Source organism: Ferribacterium limneticum, assembly GCF_020510625.1.
In the GTDB taxonomy this organism is placed as follows: domain Bacteria; phylum Pseudomonadota; class Gammaproteobacteria; order Burkholderiales; family Rhodocyclaceae; genus Azonexus; species Azonexus limneticus_A.
Window position 1 is genome coordinate 4,177,972 of record NZ_CP075191.1, and the last position, 21,060, is coordinate 4,199,031.

The 21,060-nt window shown below is 63.6% G+C and carries 24 protein-coding genes; 22 read left to right on the plus strand and 2 right to left on the minus strand.

Features of this window, described 5'->3' with window-relative positions; all coding sequences use genetic code 11:
• Positions 1-74 precede the first annotated feature (74 nt).
• From KI617_RS20095 to KI617_RS20105, 3 genes are read left to right on the plus strand one after another with little or no spacing between them, the layout of a single operon-like run.
• Complete coding sequence (locus tag KI617_RS20095; RefSeq protein ID WP_226449393.1) at positions 75-845, plus strand: ABC transporter permease; 771 nt, start codon at positions 75-77, stop codon at positions 843-845.
• 18 nt (positions 846-863) lie between these two features.
• Positions 864-1,181 (plus strand): divalent-cation tolerance protein CutA, encoded by a 318-nt coding sequence (gene cutA, locus KI617_RS20100; RefSeq protein ID WP_226449395.1) that lies wholly within the window; start codon positions 864-866, stop codon positions 1,179-1,181.
• 2 nt (positions 1,182-1,183) lie between these two features.
• Positions 1,184-2,932, plus strand: coding sequence for a protein-disulfide reductase DsbD (locus tag KI617_RS20105; protein WP_226449396.1), 1,749 nt, complete (start codon positions 1,184-1,186; stop codon positions 2,930-2,932).
• On the opposite strand, the gene KI617_RS20110 is transcribed toward KI617_RS20105, so the two are convergent.
• Entirely contained in the window at positions 2,929-3,603 is a 675-nt protein-coding gene (locus KI617_RS20110) for a phosphatase PAP2 family protein (protein WP_226449398.1), read from the minus strand. The two genes, KI617_RS20105 and KI617_RS20110, sit on opposite strands and share 4 nt — an antisense overlap.
• A gap of 143 nt (positions 3,604-3,746) precedes the next feature.
• Here KI617_RS20110 and KI617_RS20115 point away from each other — a divergent pair, with 143 nt between their 5' ends.
• From KI617_RS20115 to KI617_RS20175, 13 genes are all read left to right on the plus strand, one after another.
• A complete protein-coding gene (locus KI617_RS20115) occupies positions 3,747-3,986 on the plus strand; it encodes an acyl carrier protein (protein ID WP_226449400.1) in 240 nt (79 codons plus the stop codon).
• A gap of 3 nt (positions 3,987-3,989) precedes the next feature.
• Positions 3,990-5,240 (plus strand): beta-ketoacyl-[acyl-carrier-protein] synthase family protein, encoded by a 1,251-nt coding sequence (locus KI617_RS20120; protein ID WP_226449402.1) that lies wholly within the window; start codon positions 3,990-3,992, stop codon positions 5,238-5,240.
• A 17-nt stretch (positions 5,241-5,257) separates the two neighbouring features.
• Complete coding sequence (locus KI617_RS20125; protein ID WP_226449404.1) at positions 5,258-5,542, plus strand: phosphopantetheine-binding protein; 285 nt, start codon at positions 5,258-5,260, stop codon at positions 5,540-5,542.
• A complete protein-coding gene (locus KI617_RS20130; protein ID WP_226449406.1) occupies positions 5,539-6,201 on the plus strand; it encodes a COG4648 family protein in 663 nt (220 codons plus the stop codon). Before KI617_RS20125 ends, KI617_RS20130 begins: the two co-directional genes overlap by 4 nt.
• Complete coding sequence (locus KI617_RS20135; RefSeq protein ID WP_226449407.1) at positions 6,201-7,553, plus strand: AMP-binding protein; 1,353 nt, start codon at positions 6,201-6,203, stop codon at positions 7,551-7,553. Before KI617_RS20130 ends, KI617_RS20135 begins: the two co-directional genes overlap by 1 nt.
• The gene (locus KI617_RS20140; RefSeq protein ID WP_226449409.1) at positions 7,546-7,857 is read left to right on the plus strand and encodes a hypothetical protein; all 312 of its coding nucleotides are present in this window, start codon (positions 7,546-7,548) and stop codon (positions 7,855-7,857) included. Before KI617_RS20135 ends, KI617_RS20140 begins: the two co-directional genes overlap by 8 nt.
• Positions 7,854-8,759, plus strand: a complete 906-nt coding sequence (locus KI617_RS20145) for an LpxL/LpxP family acyltransferase (protein ID WP_226449411.1) — start codon at positions 7,854-7,856, stop codon at positions 8,757-8,759. The genes KI617_RS20140 and KI617_RS20145 overlap by 4 nt, the downstream gene beginning before the upstream one ends.
• Positions 8,760-8,866: 107 nt before the next feature.
• The gene (locus KI617_RS20150; RefSeq protein ID WP_226449413.1) at positions 8,867-9,418 is read left to right on the plus strand and encodes an outer membrane lipoprotein carrier protein LolA; all 552 of its coding nucleotides are present in this window, start codon (positions 8,867-8,869) and stop codon (positions 9,416-9,418) included.
• A complete protein-coding gene (locus KI617_RS20155; RefSeq protein ID WP_226449415.1) occupies positions 9,415-11,754 on the plus strand; it encodes an MMPL family transporter in 2,340 nt (779 codons plus the stop codon). The genes KI617_RS20150 and KI617_RS20155 overlap by 4 nt, the downstream gene beginning before the upstream one ends.
• A 141-nt stretch (positions 11,755-11,895) precedes the next feature.
• Positions 11,896-12,540: a hypothetical protein gene (locus tag KI617_RS20160; protein ID WP_226449417.1), complete on the plus strand. Its 645-nt coding sequence runs from the start codon at positions 11,896-11,898 to the stop codon at positions 12,538-12,540.
• Between the two features lies 1 nt (position 12,541).
• Positions 12,542-13,342 carry a polysaccharide deacetylase family protein gene (locus tag KI617_RS20165; RefSeq protein ID WP_226449419.1) on the plus strand — a complete coding sequence of 267 codons (801 nt, stop codon included), beginning with the start codon at positions 12,542-12,544 and terminating at the stop codon, positions 13,340-13,342.
• A complete protein-coding gene (locus KI617_RS20170) occupies positions 13,339-14,073 on the plus strand; it encodes an SAM-dependent methyltransferase (protein WP_226449421.1) in 735 nt (244 codons plus the stop codon). The genes KI617_RS20165 and KI617_RS20170 overlap by 4 nt, the downstream gene beginning before the upstream one ends.
• Before the next feature lie 4 nt (positions 14,074-14,077).
• Positions 14,078-15,259, plus strand: a complete 1,182-nt coding sequence (locus KI617_RS20175; protein WP_226449423.1) for a DUF1615 domain-containing protein — start codon at positions 14,078-14,080, stop codon at positions 15,257-15,259.
• Positions 15,260-15,308: 49 nt separating this feature from the next.
• Here the strand turns inward: KI617_RS20175 and KI617_RS20180 are convergent, their stop codons facing one another.
• On the minus strand, positions 15,309-16,100 hold the full coding sequence (locus KI617_RS20180) for an alpha/beta fold hydrolase (RefSeq protein WP_226449425.1): 792 nt from the start codon (positions 16,098-16,100) through the stop codon (positions 15,309-15,311).
• A gap of 574 nt (positions 16,101-16,674) precedes the next feature.
• On the opposite strand from KI617_RS20180, the gene KI617_RS20185 reads away from it, so the two are divergent.
• The 6 genes from KI617_RS20185 to KI617_RS20210 all read left to right on the plus strand — a co-directional run bounded on the left by KI617_RS20185 (position 16,675) and on the right by KI617_RS20210 (position 20,969).
• Positions 16,675-17,865, plus strand: a complete 1,191-nt coding sequence (locus KI617_RS20185) for a beta-ketoacyl-[acyl-carrier-protein] synthase family protein (protein ID WP_226449426.1) — start codon at positions 16,675-16,677, stop codon at positions 17,863-17,865.
• On the plus strand, positions 17,862-18,662 hold the full coding sequence (locus KI617_RS20190) for a beta-ketoacyl synthase chain length factor (RefSeq protein ID WP_226449428.1): 801 nt from the start codon (positions 17,862-17,864) through the stop codon (positions 18,660-18,662). Before KI617_RS20185 ends, KI617_RS20190 begins: the two co-directional genes overlap by 4 nt.
• On the plus strand, positions 18,656-19,105 hold the full coding sequence (locus KI617_RS20195) for a hotdog family protein (protein ID WP_319004132.1): 450 nt from the start codon (positions 18,656-18,658) through the stop codon (positions 19,103-19,105). The genes KI617_RS20190 and KI617_RS20195 overlap by 7 nt, the downstream gene beginning before the upstream one ends.
• Positions 19,102-19,821: a 3-oxoacyl-ACP reductase FabG gene (gene fabG / locus KI617_RS20200; RefSeq protein ID WP_226449430.1), complete on the plus strand. Its 720-nt coding sequence runs from the start codon at positions 19,102-19,104 to the stop codon at positions 19,819-19,821. Before KI617_RS20195 ends, fabG begins: the two co-directional genes overlap by 4 nt.
• Before the next feature lie 127 nt (positions 19,822-19,948).
• Positions 19,949-20,275, plus strand: coding sequence for a DUF4124 domain-containing protein (locus KI617_RS20205; protein ID WP_226449432.1), 327 nt, complete (start codon positions 19,949-19,951; stop codon positions 20,273-20,275).
• A 22-nt stretch (positions 20,276-20,297) separates the two neighbouring features.
• Positions 20,298-20,969, plus strand: coding sequence for a DnaJ domain-containing protein (locus KI617_RS20210; protein ID WP_226449434.1), 672 nt, complete (start codon positions 20,298-20,300; stop codon positions 20,967-20,969).
• Positions 20,970-21,060: the final 91 nt, after the last annotated feature.

Below are 21,060 nucleotides of genomic sequence, written 5' to 3' on the forward strand. Positions count from 1 at the left end.
GCTGCAGACGGAATTACTGCCGAGCCGGGCTGGCGCTAGAATGCCTAGCTCACCTTGAATTCTGTCCGCCCCCGATGCTGCTTCAATCCTCGATCACCGGCTGGTTGCCCGTCTGGCAACGCAATTTCCTCGTCTGGCGCAAGCTGGCCCTGCCATCCATCCTCGGCAATCTGGCCGACCCGCTGATCTACATGCTCGGCCTTGGCTACGGCCTGGGCGCCATGCTGCCGAGCATCGAAGGCCAGCCCTATGTTGCCTTCCTGGCCGCCGGTACCGTCTGCGCCTCGACGATGAACGCCGCGACCTTCGAGGCCCTGTACTCGGCCTTTTCGCGCATGCATGTCCAGAAAACCTGGGAAGCCATCCTCAACACGCCGCTCGGGCTGGGCGATGTGGTGGCCGGCGAACTGTTCTGGGCCGCCACCAAATCGCTGTTCTCGGGCGCCGCGATTCTCGTCGTCATCACCGGCATGGGCCTGACCAACGGCCCGCTCATGCTCTGGGCGCTGCCGGCCATTGTCCTCACCGGGCTGGCCTTCGCCGCGCTCGGCCTGATCTGGAACGCGCTGTCTCCGTCCTACGATTTCTTCATGTACTACTTCACGCTGTTCATCACGCCGATGACGCTGATTTCCGGCGTTTTCTTCCCGACCGACCAGTTGCCCGGCTGGCTGGCCCTGATCGGTGGCTGGCTGCCGCTGGCCCAGGGCGTCGCGCTGGTCCGCCCGCTGCTGGCCGGACAGGTGCCGGCCAACGCCCTGATCCACATCATGGCGCTGCTCGGCACCGCCGCCGTAGCCTTCGCGATTGCGCTACACCTGACCCGCCGCCGCCTGCTCAAGTAGACAAAGTAGAATTCGCTAATGGAAACCCTGCTCGTCATCACCAACTGCCCCGACGAAGAAATCGCCAACGCCATCGCACTCGCTGTCGTTGAGGCGAAGCTGGCCGCCTGCGTCAATATCCTGCCGCGCGTCCAGTCGGTCTATCGCTGGCAGGGAACAGTTGAATCGGCAGCGGAAATCCCTCTGTTCATCAAGACCACCCGCGCCAACTACCCGGTCCTCGAAGCGAAGATTCGCCAACTGCACCCCTACGAGGTGCCGGAAATCATCGCCCTGCCTGTCACCCACGGCTTGCCGGCCTACCTGAACTGGGTGGCGGCTGAAACGATCCAATAACCATGCGCCTCCTTTTCCTCGTCTTTGCCTTTTTCATCTCGCTCGCCCATGCCGAGGAATTCCTCGACCCGGCCGTCGCCTTCAAGCCGTCGGTCCGCGCCCTCGACGGCCAGACCATCGAGGTCAGCTACGAGATCGCCAAGGGTTACTACCTTTACCGCGACAAGTTCCGTTTCACTGTCGACGGCGAAACGACAACGCTCGGTACGCCGACCTTCCCCAAGGGCAAGGAACACAACGACGAAAATTTCGGCAAGGTCGAGGTCTATTACAAGACAGTCGCCATCCGCGTGCCGGTTGAACGCAGCAGTTCCGGCCTCTTGCCGCTGAAGCTCAACGTCACCTCACAGGGCTGTGCCGACGCCGGGGTCTGCTACCCGCCGCAAACCCAGCCACTCAGCGTCGAACTGCCCGATCCGGCCAGTGCCCCGGCAGCCGCACCGGCCGCCGCCGAGGGCGACGAGAGCGGACAGATCGCCTCGACGCTGAAACACGCCGGCTTCTGGGCCAATCTCGCTTTCTTCTTCCTGGCCGGGCTGGGTCTGTCGCTGACGCCTTGTGTCTTCCCGATGATCCCCATCCTGTCCGGCATCATCGCCGGGCAGGGCCACAAGAGTTCCCACGCCCGTGGCTTTGTACTGTCGCTGGCCTACGTGCTGGGCATGGCGGTGACCTACGCGGCAGCCGGCGTCGCGGCCGGCATGACTGGCACGCTGATCTCCAGCGCCCTGCAGAATTCGTGGGTGCTCGGCAGCTTTGCGCTGGTCTTCGTCGTACTGTCCTTCTCGATGTTCGGCTTCTACGAACTGCAGTTGCCGACCTCATTGCAGAGCAAACTGTCGGAAGAATCCGGTCACCTGCAGGGCGGACGCGGTATCGGCGTCTTCCTGATGGGCGCGCTGTCGGCCCTGATCGTCGGCCCCTGCGTTGCCGCGCCACTGGCCGGCGCGCTGCTTTACATCGGCCAGACCGGCGACGCGGTGCTCGGTGGCACGGCGCTGTTCGTCATGGCGCTCGGCATGGGTGCGCCGCTGATCGCCGTCGGCATTGCCGGTGGCTCGCTGCTGCCCAAGACCGGCGCCTGGATGGAAGGGGTCAAGAAGGCCTTCGGCGTGTTGTTGCTGGCGACCGCCGTCTGGCTCGTTTCACCGGTCATGCCGCCGGTGGCTTCGATGCTGGCCTGGGCAGTGCTGCTGATCATTCCGGCCATCTACCTGCACGCTCTCGACCCGCTGCCGCCGCACGCCAAGGGCTGGTCGCGTTTCTGGAAGGGTATCGGCATCGTCATGCTGCTGACCGGTGCCGCGCTGCTGATCGGCGCCCTGTCCGGCAGCCGCAACCCGCTGCAGCCGCTGGCTGGCCTGCGCGGCCAGGCGATGGCGGCTGAAGAGAAGCGCCTGCCATTCGAACGCGTCGCCTCGCTGCAGGCGCTGGAAGAAAAGATCAAGGCGGCCGGCCAACCGGTGATGCTCGATTTTTATGCCGACTGGTGCGTCTCGTGTAAAGAAATGGAGCAATTCACCTTCACCGACCCCGCCGTGCAGGCCAAATTGGCCGGTTTCAAGCTGTTGCAGGCCGATGTCACGGCCAATAACGCCGATGACAAGGCGCTGCTCGCCCGTTTCGGCCTGTTCGGCCCGCCGGGCATCATCTTTTTTGATGCCAAGGGGCAGGAAATCAAGGCGGTACGCATCGTCGGCTTTCAGGATGCCGCGCAGTTCCTGAAATCGGTGCAGCAGGTCGCCGGCTAAAGCTCCCGCGATGGTGCGCTGCGAAGCGCGTGGCGCAGGCCAAAACCGCCAAACAGGGCACCGACCACCGCCCCGGCCAGCACATCGAGCGCCACATGCTGGCGCGTCGCCAGCGTGGACCACAGGATCGCCAGGCAATGCAGCCAGATCAGGCTGCGCAACACCCGGGCAGCGCCAATAGCCCGAAATACCCGGTCAAGCCAGATGGCGGCGAATACCGCGGCACCGACATGTAGGGAAGGGCAGGCGTTACCGCTGGCATCGACATCCTTGATGATGGCCATTTCCGGATAGAGGCGCCAGTCGATGCCGGCTGGCGGAACGCTGGTCGGGAAGAGCCAGAAGATGCCCAGGCTGAATAGGCACAGCGCAGCCATCCACAAGCCGAACAGGATCAGCGGCCGGAATTCCTTGAGCAGGGCGGCCGGCAGCGAAACGTAAACCCATAGCGAGGCGTAAACCGGAAAAGCCAGCCCGGTGACAGGAATCCACGCGTCAAGCACGGTCAGCGGCATCTCCGTCGCCGGAAACAGCGGGCTGCGCAGTACGCCGAAATAGGCCCAGAAAAACAGAACCATGAACGCAGCCGTGCCAACCGCCTTGAGCGGCATCAGATAGACCAGGCGGGAAGCGATCTGGCGTAGCCAGTGCGGTCTGGAAAACAGGTGCATCGGTCGCTCGGAAAGGTTGGAAAAGCCTGAATGAGCCGCATGGTAGCAAATCGCCCCACCATGCCTGGAATTTGCCATGAATAGACAAGCGCTTCCGGGCAAATCTTTGGAAAATATGGGCTTTCAGCTAAAATTGCCGGGCTATGGATTCGATTGGCCTGATTCGCGATTTTCTCAAGGACCGCCTTGGTGTCGACCCGGAAAACGTTATTTCCGGAGCGTTGCTGGCCGATCTGGGCGTCGACTCGCTGATGATGCTCGAACTGATGTTCGAGTTCGAAGATCGTTTCGGCATCAAGCTTTCCAGTGACCTGAAAACACCCCGGACGGTTGGCGAGATGGTGACGCTGATGGACGGGCTGATCTCCCGCCAAAAGAGCTGAGCCATGAGCCAGCGGCGGGTTGCGATCACTGGCCTCGGGCTGGTCAGTCCCTATGGCAGTGATCTGGCTGATTTTTTTTCCCGCCTTTCGGCTGGCGACTCGGCAGTCCGCTACCTGCTGACCGACGACCAGCCGCGCCCGCTGTCCATTCCCTTCGTCAGTTGTCCGAGCTTTGATCCCGATGCCGCACTCGGCAAGCCGCTCGCTTCGATGATGGACCGCTTCGCCCAGCTCGGCATGGCTGCGGCCTTTGCTGCCTGGGACGACTGCGGCCTGCCGCGCCAGGCGCAAGACGAATCCCGCAACGACTGGGGCGTAGCCTGGGGCACCGCGCTGGGCGGCACGCTGGCCTATGAAAAAGGCTACCGAGAGCTTTGGCAAAAGGGCCGCGAGCGCCTGTCGCCGCTTTCCGTCGTACTCGGCATGAACAACGCCGCCAATGCCCACATTTCGATCCAGCTTGGCCTGGGTGGTGTCAGCATGAGCCACACCGTGGCCTGTGCCTCGTCGGCCATCGCCATCGGCGAGGCTTTCCGCCGCGTGCGCAGCGGCGAGGCGACGATCATGCTGACCGGCGGTTCCGACGTGCCGCAGGCCTACGGCGTTGCCCGCGCCTGGGAAGCGCTGCGCGTCATGGCGCCCGGCGATGCCGATAGCTCGCCGTCGGCCTGCCGGCCGTTCTCGGCCGACCGCCGTGGCCTGGTGCTGGGCGAGGGCGGGGCCGCCCTGGTGCTGGAAGACTGGGAACACGCGGTAGCGCGTGGTACCCGCATTCATGGCGAAATCATCGGCTACGGTACCAGTTGCGACCATAGCCACCTGGTTCGCCCGGAAGCCGAAGGCCAGATTCGCGCCCTGCAGCTGACACTGGCCGATGCCGGCCTGAACCCGGCCGATATCGACTACATCAACGCCCACGGCACCGCAACGACCGAGGGCGACCCGGTTGAAATCGCCGCCCTGAAGGCTGTTTTCGGCAATCATGCCGATCGGCTGGCGGTCAGCGCCACCAAGTCCATGCACGGCCACTCGCTGGGCGCCGCTGCGGCCATCGAAGCCATCGTCACCGTGCTCGCCCTGCGTGAGCAGACCGTTCCGCCCACCGCTCATCTTGAGCAGATCGACCCGGCCTGCGTCGGCGTCGACCACGTCACTACCGCCCGTCGCGGCCAGCCGCTGCGTGCCGCGCTCTCTAACTCCTTCGCCTTTGGCGGCAGCAACGCGGTGCTCGCGTTCCGTGCCGTCAGCCAGTAAATCCACGAAAGCATCACATGTCTGCCGCCATTTCCCCGCAAGCCATCGAAGCCCTGTTGCCGGAAGTCGCCGAACTGATTATTTCAGCGCTCAATCTCGACATGGCTGCGAGTGAAATCGAAGCCGATACACCGCTGTTCGGCGACGGCCTCGGCCTTGACTCGATTGATGTGCTGGAAATTGCGCTGGTCATTTCCAAGCAATACGGCTTCCAGCTGAAGTCGGACAACGAGGAGAACATCCACATCTTTTCCTCGTTGCGCGCCCTGACCGAACACATCGCCAGCCAGCGCAGCAAATGACCGCCACCCCGGCCCAGCTGCTGCGCGGCCTGGCCGTGGTCGTCTTTCTTGTGCTCTGGGCCTTGCTCGCCCATTTCGGCACGTCCGGCGAAAGCTCGGCCGATCTCTCGGTGCTGCTTGCCCTTGCCCCCATCGTCGCCGCACTCGGCCTGATGCTCTGGCGCAACACCCATCCGCTGCTGACCGGTAGCGTTATCGTCACCTCGCTCGGCGGGCTGGCCTGGTGGTGGCCGACCCTGCGCGAGAACATTCCGCTGCTGTTTTTCATCCAGCACCTCGGCGCCAACCTGGCCCTGGGCACGCTGTTCGGGCGCAGCCTGCTCGGTGGCGGCGAAGCGCTGATCACCCAGCTGGCCAAGGCCGTGCATCACGGCGAAATTTCCGAGCGCAAACGGCTTTACACCCGTAAAGCGACACTGGCGTGGACGCTATTTTTCCTCGGCAACGCGCTGATCTCCTGCATTCTCTGGCTCTTGGCGCCGCAATCGGTATGGTCGGTCTTCGCCAACCTGTTGTCGATGCCGCTGCTGGCCGCCATGTTCGTCGCTGAACACATCTGGCGGGCGCATGCCCTGCCGCCGGAGGAGCGCCCAAGCATCGCCCAGGTCGCCCGGGCCTATCGCATGCACGGCAAACAGACGCCGCCGGCCAATCCCTGATGAACACCGCGCCGCTGCTCGCCCATCGCGACCCCGACACCGTCTTCGCCTGGCGCCCGGATGGTCCGGTCAGCGTCGGCGACTATCTGGCCGACGTCGCGGCCCTGGCCGAACAATTGCCGGCCGCCGGCTACCTGCTCAACCTGTGCCACGACCGCTACCATTTCGCCGTCGGTTTCGCCGCCGGCCTGTTGCGCGGCATGACCAGCCTGCAGCCATCCTCCCAGTCGGCCGAGACCTTCCGCCGTCTGCAGGCCGACTATCCGGGTCTGGTCTGCCTGTGCGACGGACCGACCGAAACGCTGGACCTGCCGCGCTTCGATTTTCCCCCCTCGCCCCAGCGGGGAGAGGGGCCGGGGGAGAGGGGCGCACGGCCCATCCCGCAAATCCCGGCCGACCACCTGGCCGCCATCCTGTTCACCTCCGGCTCGACCGGCCTGCCACAGGCACAGCGCAAAACCTGGGGCAAGCTGGTGCAGAACGGCCGGGCTGAAGCCAGCGCGCTCGGGCTCGATCGCCAGCCGCACACCATCGTCGGCACCGTGCCAGTCCAGCACAGCTACGGCTTCGAATCGACTTTCCTGCTCGCCCTGGCGGGCGGCGGCGCTTTCTGGGCCGGCAAACCGTTCTTCCCGCAGGACATCGCCAGCGCGCTGGACGCCGTACCGCAGCCGCGCCTGCTGGTGACCACGCCTTTCCACCTGTCGGCGCTTCTCGCCGCCGGCCTCGAACTGCCGCCGGTCGATCTGCTGCTTTCGGCGACCGCCCCCTTGTCGGCGACGCTGGCCGCCGAGGCCGAAGCCCGCACCGGCGCGACCATGCTGGAAATCTACGGCTCGACCGAATCCGGCCAGCTGGCCAGCCGGCGCACCACCGAGGGCATGGCCTGGACGCTGCTACCCGGCGTTCGGCTGGAACAGACCGAAGACCAAACGACCATCGCCTGCGACGGCCATGTCGAAGGTCGTGTCGCGCTGTCTGACCTGATCGAGCTCTTGCCCGACCAGCGTTTCCTGCTGCACGGCCGCCATGCCGACCTGATCAACATCGCCGGCAAGCGAACCTCGCTGGCCTACCTGAACCACCAGCTCGGCGCCGTCCCCGGCATCGTCGATGGCGCCTTCTTCCTGCCCGATGAGGAAGGCCCGGACGGCATCACCCGCCTGACCGCCTTCGTCGTCGCCCCCGGCATGACGGCCCGGCAAGTCACCGTCGCGCTACGCGAACGGATCGACGCCATCTTCCTACCACGGCCGCTGGTACTGGTCGACGAACTGCCGCGCAACAGCACAGGCAAGTTGCCGCGCAACGAACTGCAGGCGCTGTACGCCGAAAAGGTCGGCCATGGCTGATTTTCACTGGCTCGTCCCGGCCGACCACCCGGCCTTCGCCGGTCATTTCCCCGGCAAGCCCATCGTGCCGGGCGTCGTGCTGCTCGACCGGGCCATCCTGTTCGCCGAACAACTGCTCGGCCAGCCCGATCTCGCCTGGCAAGTTGGCAACGCCAAGTTCTTCAGCCCGGTCGCCCCGGGCGAAGCGCTGGTTTTCACGCTGGAAGCCAAGGCCAGCGGCAGCATTGCCTTCACGGTGCGCGCTTTTGGCAACGCCGATGCGCGCGAAGTGGCCTCGGGCAGCCTGAAACCGCCCGCACCATGAGCGAGAAAAGCGAAGCTGACTGGCGCCGCCAGCAGGAGCGCAGCAATCTCGCCATCCTCAAGTTGATGGTGTGGATTTCGCTGACCTTCGGCCGCACCGTCGGCCGCATCGTGCTTGTCGGCATCGCCGCCTATTTCGTGCTATTTTCGCCCAAGGCCCGCCGCTTCAGCCGCAACTACCTGCACCTTGCCCTGAATCGCTGGGCCGAGTGGTCGGACGGTTTCCGTCATGTGTTCAGCTTCGCCAGCACCATCCACGACCGCATTTACCTGCTCAACGACCGTTTCGACCTGTTCGACATCGAGGTGATCGGCGCCGAAGCGGTCAATGAGGCGGCCCGAAACCATCCCGGCGCCTTGCTGATCGGTGCCCATCTCGGCAGTTTCGAAGTGCTGCGCGCCGTCGGCCGGGGCAGGGAAGGGCTGCCGGTGGCAATGCTGATGTACGAGGAAAACGCCCGCAAGATCAATACGACGCTGGAAGCGATCAACCCGGCGGCCAGCCAGGACATCATCCCGCTCGGCCGCATGGATTCGATGCTGCAGGCGCGCGACAAACTCGACGCCGGCTACGCGGTAGGCATGCTGGCTGACCGCAGCCTGAGCGACGATGCCACGGTCGATTGCGAGTTCCTCGGCCAAAAGGCGCCGTTTCCACTCGGCCCCTGGCGTGTGGCGGCCATGCTGCGCCGACCGGTCTTCTTCATGACCGGCCTGTATCTGGGCGGCAACCGCTACCAGCTGCATTTCGAGCCGCTGGCCGATTTCTCGGATACGCCACGCGAAGAACGCGACGCGGCGATCCGCCAAGCCATGCAACACTACGCCGACCGCCTGACGCATTATTGCCACCAGGCCCCGTACAACTGGTTCAATTTCTTCGATTTCTGGCAGAAAAAATGACCCGCTTTAACCGTCGTTCCCGCGAAAGCGGGAACCCAGTAAGGTACAGAGATTTCGAGAAAAAGGCCTGGATTCCCGCCTGCGCGGGGATGACGTGGCGCGCAGTGATGGCCGGACTCCTGCTTGCCCTGGCTCTGCCGGCCAGTGCCGCCTTCGATGTCGGCCAGTTGATGGGCGAACTGGCCAAACACAAGGGTGGCAAGGCCAAATTCGTCGAGAAGAAATTCATCGCCGTCCTCGACAAGCCGGTGATCTCGACCGGCGAAATGACCTATACAGCACCGGATCGACTGGAGAAGCGAACGCTTACTCCAAAAGTGGAAACGCTGCTGCTTGACAAGGACATCCTGTCCATCGAGCGCGACAAACAGAAGCTGAGCATCAACCTGGCCAACCAGCCGGAAGCGCTGGCCTTCGTGGACAGCATCCGCGGCACCCTGTCCGGCAACCGGGCCGCGCTGGAGAAAAATTACGCCCTCTATCTGTCTGGCGATTCGAGCAAGTGGGTACTCACACTGCTCCCCAGCGACCAGAAAATCGCCAGCATGGTCCAGCGCATCACCGTCAGCGGCATTCGTAACCAGGTGCGCGTCATTGAATACCTGCAGGCCGACGGTGACCGTTCGGTGCTGAATATCGACCCGATCGACGGCAAATGACCCGTCCGGCCGTCCGCGCTTTCCTGATCTGGCTGCTGGCCATGCTGGCTGGGGCGGTGGTCGTCTGGAACAGCCATTTCTCGGCCGACATGTCCTTCTTCCTGCCGGCCAAGCCGAGTGCCGAACAACAGGTATTGGTCGACCAGCTGAAGGAGGGTGTCGTCTCGCGGCTGCTAATGGTCGCCATCGAAGGTGGCGATGCGGCGCAACGGGCGAAGGCTTCGCGTGACTTGCGCGGCCGACTGGAAAAATTGCCCGAATTCGTCAGCGTTCAGAATGGTGAAGCCGGCAGCCTGGATGCCGACCGCGACTTCCTGTTCGCGCACCGCTACCTGCTCAGCCCGGCCGTCAAGCCGGAACGCTTCACCGTCGATGGCCTGCGCGACGCTGTCGCAAACAGCATCGACCTGCTCGCCTCGCCGGCCGGCATGATGCTAAAGCCATTCCTGACGCGCGATCCGACCGGCGAGCTGGTCGAGATGGTCTCCGGCCTCAACGCCGGCGCCCAGCCCAATGTCCGCGATGGCGTCTGGGCCTCGCGCGATGGCGAACGCGCCATGCTGCTGATCCAGACCGCCGCCCTCGGTTCCGATACCGACGGCCAGGAGAAGGCAATCGGCCTGATCGGCAGCCAGTTTTCCGAAGCGGCGTCGGGCGGGGCACTGAGCCTCCAGCTTTCCGGCCCCGGCCTGTTCGCGGTCAAATCCAGGGCAACGATCAAGGGCGAAGTCAGCCGCCTATCGACCATCAGCACGCTGGCCATCATCGCCGTGCTGTTCTTCGTCTATCGCTCGGGCCGGCTGATGACCCTCGGCCTGCTGCCGGTACTCAGCGGCGCGCTGGCCGGCGTTGCCGCGGTCAGCCTGGCTTACGGCACCGTCTTCGGGATCACCGTCGGCTTCGGCTCGGCGCTGATTGGCGAGGCGGTCGATTACTCGATCTACTACTTCGTCCAGTCCAGCAAGCTCGGCGTCGAGCAATGGCGGGCGCGTTTCTGGCCGACCATCCGGCTCGGCGTGCTGACCTCGATCTGCGGTTTTGCCGCGCTGCTTTTTTCCGGCTTTCCCGGCCTGTCGCAACTCGGCCTCTATTCGCTGAGCGGCGTGCTGGCCGCCGCCATCGTCACCCGTTTCATCCTGCCACAGCTGGCTGGCAGCAATTTCGCGATGCGCGACCTCAGCCACCTCGGCCCGGTGCTCAAGCGCGGCATCACGGTGCTGCAAGGCCTGCGCTGGCCGGTGATCCTGCTGACACTGGCGGCCATGGCAGTGCTTCTCGTTAATCGCGACCACCTGTGGCACCCCAATCTGTCGGCCCTGAGCACGGTCAGCGCCGAAGACGGCGCGGTCGATCAGGCCTTGCGCGCCGACATCTCGGCCCCCGACGCCCGCTACATGGCCGTGATCACCGCCCCGGACTGCGAAGCGGCGTTGCAGGCGGCCGAACGGGCCGGCCAGCAACTCGACGGCCTGATCGCCCAGGGCATCATCGGCGGCTACGACAGCCCGGCCCGTTTCCTGCCCAGCCAGGCCATGCAGGCGAGCCGCCGCGCCAGCCTGCCGACCGGCGAGGAATTGCAGGCCCGCCTGCAAGTCGCACTAACCGATTCACCGCTGGCCGCCAACAAGCTGGGCGGTTTTATCGAGGATGTCGCCAAGACAAAGGGGCACGGCAGCCTGAGCCGCGAGGCGCTGAACGGCACAAGTCTGGCGCTGGCCGTCGATTCGCTGCTGCTGCAACGCCCGAACGGCTGGAGCGTGCTGCTGCCGCTGCGCCCGCCCGTCGGCAACAAGGAGGGTGATACGGGCGTCGATATCGCCATAGAGCCGGTACGTGCTGCGCTGGCGGGCAGTGGCGCCTTGTTCGTCGATATGAAAAACGAGTTCGACACGCTGTACAACGACTACCTGCACGAAGCAACGCTGCTCTCGCTGGCCGGTTTTGTCGCCATCGTCGCACTGCTGGCGGTTACCCTGCGCTCGCCCCGGCGGCTGGCCACCGTGCTGCTGCCGCTGTTGATCGCCGTGGTGCTGGTCATCGCCGGCCTGCATCTGGCTGGCGAGCAACTGCATCTGCTCCACCTGATCGGCATGCTGTTGATCGTCGCTGTCGGCTCCAACTATGCGCTCTTCTTCGACCGCGCCGCCCGCGGCGAAGGGCTGGATACCCCGACACTGGTCTCGATGGCCGTCGCCAACCTGACCACCGCCATCGGCTTCGGTACGCTGGCACTGTCCAATGTGCCGGTGCTGCACGCCGTCGGCGCCACCGTCGGCCCGGGCGCCATCCTGGCACTGCTGCTGTCAGCCTGTTTTGTCGGGCGCAAAAATGCCTAGGCGCCGGACCGAACTTACCCTCGCCCCAACGGGGGAGAGGGTCAGGGAGAGGGGGCTTTCCACGGCACTAACGGCGAGTTTTTCGGTTGATGGAAAAAATCAGCCAAAATCGAAATTTTACGTTTCACGTGAAACCGCCGCATGAGCCCCGCGTTGCGCACCCTGCGCCAGCTGAACGGCGCCGATAGCCTGCTCCTCCTGCTCCCCGGCGCCTACATGACGCCCGAACACTTCGTCGAGCACGGCTTTTTCCGTGCCGTCGAGCAACGCCGGTTGAAACTCGACCTGATCGCCGTCGACCTTGGTCTGGATGCCGTTTCCAGCGGCGATGCGATTCCCGCCGTTGTCGAGCAAATCCTGATCCCCGCCCGCACCGACTACCGACGCGTCTGGCTCGGCGGCATCTCGCTCGGCGGATTGCTGTCGCTGGGCCTGAACGCCGATCACCCCGGCATCGTCGATGGCCTGTGCCTAATCGCCCCTTACCCCGGCAGTCGGCTGACCACCAACGCCATCCGCCGGGCCGGCGGCCTCGATCTTTGGCAGCCGACCACCGAGGAAATGACCGATGCCGAAAATCGCGTCTATTGCTGGCTCAAGGCCCCGCCGGCCGACTTCCCGGTCTTCGTCGGCTACGGCACGGAAGACCGCTTCGCCGCAGGCATGAGCGCCATCGCCGCGCGCTTCCCTGCCGCCGCCCGCCACACCGTGCCCGGCGGCCACGACTGGCCGGCCTGGCAGATTTTGTGGGAACATTTCCTCGATTCCGGCCACTTCACCGCCTGACATGCCGACGCCCTGGAAACCGACCTTCGCCATCAAAGCCACGCTCGCGGTCCACGCAGCCGCAGCCGTCGGCTGCCTGATCGTGCCGTCGCTCTGGCCGTGGGCGGTCGGCGCTCTGGTCATCAACCACGCCATCATCACCACGGCCGGCCTGCTGCCACGCACGACCCTGCTCGGCCCCAACCTCAACCGCCTGCCGGACGACGCCGTCGCCCGCCGCGAAGTCGCCATCACCATCGATGACGGCCCCGACCCGGAAGTCACGCCTCGCGTCCTTGATCTGCTCGATGTCGCCAACGCCAAGGCCACCTTTTTCTGCATCGGCTGGCGCGCCCGCGAAAACCCGGCGCTGTGCCGCGAAATCGTCGCCCGCGGCCATCGCGTCGAGAACCATGGCGACAGCCATTCCAAGGCCTTCGCCTTCTTCGGCCCCGGCCGCATGAAGGCCGATATCGCCGCGGCGCAAACTACCTTCGCCGGGATCACCGGCCAGGCGCCACGCTACTTCCGCGCCACGGCCGGCCTGCGCAATCCCTTCCTCGACGCCGTGCTGCACAAGCTCGGCCTCAAGCTGGCCAGCTGGACACGCCGCCCCTACGACACCCGCTGCGGTGACCCGGAAATTGTTCTCGAGCGCCTGAGCCGCGACCTCGGCCCCGGCGATATCCTGCTGCTGCACGACGGCCATGCCGCCCGTACTACCGACGGCCAGCCGGTTATCCTCACTGTTTTGCCGCGCCTGCTGGACACGCTGCGCCAACATCAACTCAACCCCGTCACGCTGCCCGATCCCAAGCTATGACCAAGCGTTTCCTGCGCACCCTGCTCGACGAAGCCAGCCGCCCGTTCATCGGTGGCGGCCATTTCGCCTATCACTACTCACGCGGCAAACTGTCCTCCGACAGCATCTTCCGCGAGATCCTCAAGCGCGGCCTGTTGCCGGCCGAAGGCCGTTACCTCGACCTCGGCTGCGGTCAGGGCAGTCTGTTTTCGTGGCTGCTCGCCGCCCGCAAACTGTACGACGCCGGTAACTGGCCGAAGGGCTGGCCGGCCGCTCCCAAGGCGCTGAGCCTGCGCGGCATCGAACTCATGCAGAAGGACGTTGACCGTGCTGCCAAGGCTTTCGGCGCCGACCACCCGATCCTGCGCATAGAGCAGGGCGACATGACCAAGGCCGATTTCGGCCAGGCCGACGTCATCACCATCCTCGACGCCCTGCATTACTTCGATCACGCTCACCAGAAGGACGTGATCAAGCGCATCCGTGCCGCGCTGCCACCCGGTGGCCTGTTCCTGACCCGCGTCGGCGACGCCTCGGCCGGGCTGCCCTACCACCTGTGCAACTGGGTCGACCACGCTGTGACCTTCGTCCGCGGCCACCGCCTGCCGCGCCTCTATTGCCGGCCGCTGACCGAGTGGATCGCGCTGCTCGAAAGCCTCGGTTTCTCAGTCGAAACCGACCCGATGAACGAAGGCAAGCCGTTCGCCAACGTGATGCTGGTCTGCCGGGTTCCGGCCAATCTGCCCGTCTGATTCCATGCGTTCAAGCCGCTTCTCCCTCCTGACTGCCGTGCTGCTGGCCACTCTGGCCGGTTGCTCGGTATTCGAGGAAAGCGAGGAGGAGGGCGGCACACTGCCCCCCGACATGTCGCGTCGGGCCGATGGAAAAACGGCCACCGCCTGGCCGACCTCGCTGCCCGAAGCCGAAGTCAAGAAACGCATCACCCAGCTGATTCCGACCTCAGCCAAGGACCGCGCCGGATGGGCGACCGACCTGCATACCGCCTTCAAGACGCTGGAGGTACCGCACGCGACGCAAACCTACTGCGCCGCCATCGCCATCATCGAGCAGGAATCGAGCTTCCAGGCCGACCCGGTAGTGCCCGGCCTGCCCAACATTGTCCGCCGCGAACTTGAAGCTCGGGCCGGGCGCTATGGCGTACCGTCGCTGCTCGTCACCGCCGCCCTGAGCAAGAATTCTCCGGACGGCAAGAGCTACAACGAGCGCATCGACGCGCTGAAAACCGAAAAACAGCTCAACGCCCTGTTCGAAGACATGATCGGCGAGCTGCCTTTCGGCCGCCAGCTGTTCGCCGACTACAATCCCGTCCGCACCGGCGGCCCGATGCAGGTCAGCGTCGAGTTCGCCACGCAGCACGTCAAGGAACGCAGCTACCCGTACCCGATCGAGAAAAAGCTACGCCACGAGGTGTTCACCCGGCGCGGCGGCCTCTATTTCGGCAGCGCCATCCTGCTCGACTACGAAGTGCCCTACGACCAGATCGTCTATCGCTTCGCCGATTTCAACGCCGGCCGCTACAGCAGCCGCAACGCCGCCTTCCAGTTGGCGCTCGGCAAGGTCACCGGCAAGCCGCTGACGCCGGATGGCGACCTGCTCCGCTACGAAGATGGCAAACCGGCCTCAATGCCAAGCAGCGTCGAAGAAGCCGCCATCGGCATTGCCGCCAAACTCGACATGAGCCGGCCACAAATCCGCCGCGACCTGCTACTGGAAAAAACCATGGCCTTCGGCCGCAGCCCGCTGTTCAACCGGGTCTTCGAACTGGCTGAAAAGCAGGGCAAACCGATGGCCCGCCAGGCCATGCCACAAATCGACCTGAAAAGTCCAAAGATCACCCGCAAGCTGACCACAGAATGGTTCGCCAGACGGGTCGAAGGCCGCTACAAGACTTGTCTGACGCGGAGCAGCGGCAAGTAGGCAATCGCTACAGTCAACCGGAAAAATTGGCCAAAAATGGATTCCTGAATCAGCGGCCCAACATCCAGCCGGCGATCTGCCCCACCACCTCGCGCTCGATGCCGTTGAAGCCGTGATAGGCCATCACCTCGCACGGATCGCCCCGGCTGATGCCATCGCGGAACGACAGCAACTGCTTGCGCGGCAGGCCATCAAGCTTCTGCATTAGGCTCGGCATCTCGCTGAAGGCACAATGGCTGCAGCCATCCAGTTCGTGGTGCGCCACCAGCACCGGAATGCTCAGCTTGTCCAGCGCCATGGCAGTCACCGAAGGCGCCTTCGGATCAGTCAGGATGGTGGCCGCCAATACCAGTCCATCCGGCCCGTCGGCCCGGCTCATGCGGGTCGCCACCGCGGCAATCGACTGCGTGCCCCGACTCGTCCCGACCAGCCACACCGGCCAGCCCGATTGCTGACGCACCCAGGCAATCACCGCCTGCACATCCGCCGCATGTTCCGGTCCTTGTCGGTAACCGGCGAGGAAAGGCGGGGAATGCCGGTCCGAGGGTGCATCGATGAGCACCGTCAGCAGGCCCTGATCGACAAACAACTGCCGGCTGCGAATCAGGAAATTCCCCTTGCCCCAGCCGAAAGAGCCATCGGCAGCAATCTGCAACCCACCATGTCCACCCGCGAACAGGATCACCGCCGCTTTGGGCGAGGGTGGGGAGAAAACCAGCAGACGTTGGGTGATGCTTGGGCGAGTGGGGATGTCTACGACCTTCGGTTCTGTTTGGCCATAAGCTAATGGAACGAAGAACCACAACGCGAAACCAAGCCAATTTTTTTGTAATTTGCGCATGTACTTCCATTGCAAGCCAGCGACACAAAAATTAAGCAACGTAGGGCCGATTTAACTATCTTGATAAACCTCGACATCTTGGCATCAACATTGGTTACGGCCGGCCATGATTAATTCTGAAAAACTCTCTGGCCTCAGGACTAATTAGTCCTGTCTCAATCCCAATTGCATACAAAATTCCAAGCGACATAGGAATGTAAAAAAATGGATTTCGTGTAAATAGAACGAATAGCAATTTCAATAAATCTATCATCGTGTTTCCTCCAGAACATAACGAATGTTGTGCTTTGATCACCGCATTCTGAAATCTGAACGTAATTCGTCACCCTGCGATTTCTATCTTCCTCACGGTGGCTCAAATGAAAATTCGCAAAGAACTTTCGCAAAACCTACTATTTATCGCAGTCAAAATTGCTATCTTTATTCTTGGAATCTGGCCAGAAAACGCATTTTGACAACAGATGGCTGAGTTTCATAGTCAGTTGAGACTGATCTGCGCACTAACTCAAGCTAGTTACGGACCCAGAAACATCCCCTCTGCTAAAATCGGCCTCACCCCATATCGAGCGCCACCGTGACCCCGCTGCTGCTTTCCGCCTACACCGCCACTACCTGCCTCGGGCGCGGGCTTGATGCCACGCGCGAAGCCTTGCTTAGCGGGCGGAGCGGGTTGGTGCCGTGTGCTTTCGAGACGGTACAGCTGGATACCTGGATGGGCGAGGTGGCCGCGGTTGATGCGGAAAAGCTACCGGAGTCGCTGGCTAACTACGATTGCCGCAACAACCGGCTGACGCAGATGGGCCTCGAAACGGACGGGTTTGCCGACCGTGTGCGGGAGGCGATTGCCCGTTTTGGCAAGACACGGGTCGGCGTTTTCCTCGGCACAAGTACGGCCGGCATTTTGCAGACCGAGCTGGCCTATCGCCGGCGCGCCCCTGAAACCGGTGCGCTGCCTGACGATTTCCACTACCGCACGACACACAATTCCTTCTCGCTGGCCGAGTTCACCCGCGACTATTTCGCGCTGGAAGGCATGGCCATGGCGATTTCGACGGCCTGTTCTTCCAGCGCCAAGGTCTTCGCCGCCGCCGCCCGCCAGCTTGAGCTCGGGACCATCGATGCAGCCATCGTCGGCGGCGTCGATACCCTGTGCCTGACCACGCTGTACGGCTTCGCCTCGCTGCAACTGACCTCGGCCCAGCCCTGCCGCCCCTACGATGCGGCGCGCAACGGAATTTCGGTCGGCGAAGGCGCTGCCTTTGCGCTGCTCGAACGTTGCGACCAACCGGCCGCCGGCTCAGTGCTACTGCTCGGCACCGGCGAATCGAGCGACGCTTACCACATGTCCTCGCCGCACCCGGAAGGCCTGGGTGCCCAAATGGCCATGGAAGCGGCGCTGCGCTCGGCCGGGCTAACCGCCAGCGACATCGATTACATCAACCTGCACGGCACCTCGACGCCGGCCAATGACGCTGCAGAAGGCAAGGCCGTCAGTGCCCTGTTCGGCAACTCCGTTCCGTGCAGTTCAACCAAAGGCGCCACCGGCCACACGCTGGGCGCCGCCGGTGCCGTCGAGGCCATCATTTGCGCCCTGACGCTGACTGACGGTTTCCTGCCCGGCAGCCCGGGCACCGAGCATCTAGACCCAAGCATCCCGGTCGATTACCTGTTGAAAACCCGTGACGGAAAAGTCAGTCGTGCGCTGACCAATTCCTTCGGTTTCGGCGGCAGCAATTGCAGCCTGGTTCTGGGAGTCGCCCAATGAGCCGCCCGCTGACCGCCTGGATCGAAGGCATCGGTTTCCTGGCTCCCGGCCTGCCGGACTGGCCAACGGCCCGCGCCGTGCTGCGCGGCGAGCAGGCCTACGAAAGCGCGCCGTCCGTCCTGCCGGCCCCAAGCATCCTGCCACCGGCCGAACGGCGTCGGGCCAGCCGCGTCGTCAAGCTTGCGCTGGCCGTCGGCCTCGAAGCCGCCGCCCATGCCGGGGCCGATGTCGCGATGCTGGCCACCGTCTTTTCCGCCTCGGGTGCCGACGGCCATAACTGCCACGCGCTGTGCGAGCAACTGGCCACCGACGACCGCCAGATTTCACCAACCCGCTTTCACAATTCGGTCCATAACGCTGCCGCTGGTTACTGGGGCATCGCCACTGGCGCGATGGCACCTTGCCAGGTTCTCTGCGCCTACGACGGTAGCTTTGGCGCCGGCCTGATCGATGCGCTGGGGCAGGTCGCGCTCGACCACCAGACGACGCTGTTAATCGCCTACGACAGCGAATATCCCGAGCCGCTGTTCGCCAAGCGTCCGGTGCCAGACGTGGCCGGTGTTGGGCTGCTGCTAACACCAGAACGCAGTGAGCGCTCGCTTGCATCGATCAAGCTCACGTTATCTGCCGATGCCGCCGAAACGTTGGCCGACGATGCACTCGAAACATTGCGCGTCTCGATTCCGGCCTTGCGGGCGCTGCCCTTGCTGCAGAAACTGGCACGCGGTGAAGCCGGCGAGGTCTGTCTCGACTACTTGCCACCGATGCAGTTGAAGGTCGAAATCGGATCGTGCTAGACCGCGCCTGGATCGCCGCCCACATCCCGCACCAGGGCAGCATGTGCCTGCTCGATACAGTGAGCGAATGGTCGGAAAACAGCATTGCCTGCCGGACAAGCAGCCACACCGACCCGGCCAACCCGCTGCGCGCCGAGGGCCGCCTCGGTGCCGCCAACGGCATCGAATACGCCGCGCAGGCCATGGCCATCCACGGTGCCTTGCTCGCCAGTAGCGATGACCAGCCCCGCCAGGGCTACCTGACCAGTGTGCGCAGCGTGACCCTGCACACCGCCCGCCTTGATGACCTGCCAGGCGAATTGCTCGTCCGCGCCGAGCGCCTGTCCGGCGACGCCAACAACATCCTCTACCAGTTTTCCGTCAGCCACGCCGACCGTTGCCTGCTTGAAGGCCGCGCCGCCGTGGTTCTCGATGCCAGCACCCTGAGCAAGGAACAGCCATGAAACGCGCCCTCGTCACCGGCGGCAGCGGCGGCATCGGTGCCGCCATTTGCCGGCGCCTCGCGGCCGACGGTCATCACGTGATCGTCCACGCCAACCGGAGTCTGGACAAGGCCGAGGCCGTCGTCGCCGCCATCCGGGAAGCCGGCGGCAGCGCCGAAGCCGTGGCCTTCGACGTCACCGACCGCGCCGCAACGGTCGCCACGCTGGAAAAACTGCTCGAAGCCGGGGCCATCCAGATCCTGGTCAATAACGCCGGCATCCACGCCGATGCCGTCTTCCCCGGCATGAGCGCCGAGCAGTGGCATTCGGTGCTCGACGTCTCGCTGAACGGGTTTTTCAACGTCACCCAGCCATTGACCATGCCGATGATCCGCACGCGCTGGGGCCGCATCGTCAATATTTCGTCGATTGCCGGCATCACCGGCAACCGCGGCCAGGTCAATTATTCGGCCGCCAAGGGGGCGTTGCACGCCGCCAGCAAGTCGCTGGCGCTGGAGCTGGCCAGCCGCGGCATCACGGTCAATGCCGTGGCACCGGGCATCATCGCCACCGACATGATCGAAGGCGCCTTTGATGCCGAGGCGATCAAGAGCCTGGTGCCGATGAAGCGCGCCGGCAAGCCGGAAGAGGTGGCTGATCTCGTCGCCTTCCTCGCCTCGGACAGCGCTGCCTACATTTCCGGACAGGTCATCTCGATCAATGGCGGGATGATCTAGCCTCAGCCTTTAATCGCAAATTCTGCCGCATCCCGCCGGAAAGCCCCTGCACAGCAGAATCCAATTGCCCGAGATATTCCCCACGAATAAAATGTTTCGAATTTCAAGTAAATAAAAGGGAACGGCCGTGAATCTATTGATCAAACTGGCCTCGCTAGCGCTGCTTTGCCAGCTCGCCGTCGAGGCCGGCGCCGACACCTATAAATGCACTCAGGCCGGGAAAACTGTAATTTCCGATACACCCTGCGCCGCCGGGGCGAGCAAGGTTGATCAAAGTACAGACAAAATCAGTCGCAGCCAGAAACTTCAGGCCGAAGTGATCAATCAGCGCAATCGGGTGCAATTGTCAGAACTTGAATACAAGGCGGCACGAGACAAAAATATCCGCGGCGGCGTTGCCATTCTCCCCGGCGAACCCGACACCCAGCCCTCACCCAGACGAGCTTATCGCTGAACACAAACCGGAACATTTTGTTATGTCGAACACGCTTTACGACCTGCTTGAAGTCAGCCAGACGGCCAGCCAGAGCGCCATTTCGGAAAGCTATAAAAGGCTCTACGCAGGCTGCGCCGAACAAAGCGCCGGCGGGGACGAAGACGCGACCAATCGACTAATTGCCTTGCGTGAAGCATTCAACACGCTTTCCCGCCCGGAAAAGAGAAAAGCCTACGACCTCAAACTGGAAGCCAGATCGTCAGCTCCCGCCACAGAAAGTCCGTCGTCCTTCCCGTTTTTCAAGCTGCTGCTACTTGCCATCGTCCTCGGCACATGCGGCGTAAGCTACTCAAAATACCAATCTGTCCAGGAACAGGCCCGCCTGGAGAGGGAAAAAACGGCTGCAGCGACCCGAATGGCCGAACTGGAAGCCCAAAAGGCCCGTGAAGAAAAAATGGATGCCGAGCAGGCTGAATCCCGGCGACGCCGAGACGAAGCCTTCGAGCGGGCCAATCGGGAGCGCGAATACAGTTACGGAAAACAGGTTTCCCGGGATATCCAGCGCGCTGAAACAGCCGTTAACAGGGAAAAGGAAAGGGAAAAAGAAAGAGAAGAGCGCCAGCGCCAATACGACGCCGAACGCCAATTGGCCAAGGAAAAGGCAACGCTGCGCAGGCTTGAGGCAGAAAATTCACGCTACCCGCGTTACTGACCGGGGTTCCGTGGCAAGCCTGTAGGCGGCTCATCTTGATCAACCGGGGAACGAACCGAGCCCCGGCATTTAATTCACCTTGCATGGTCCG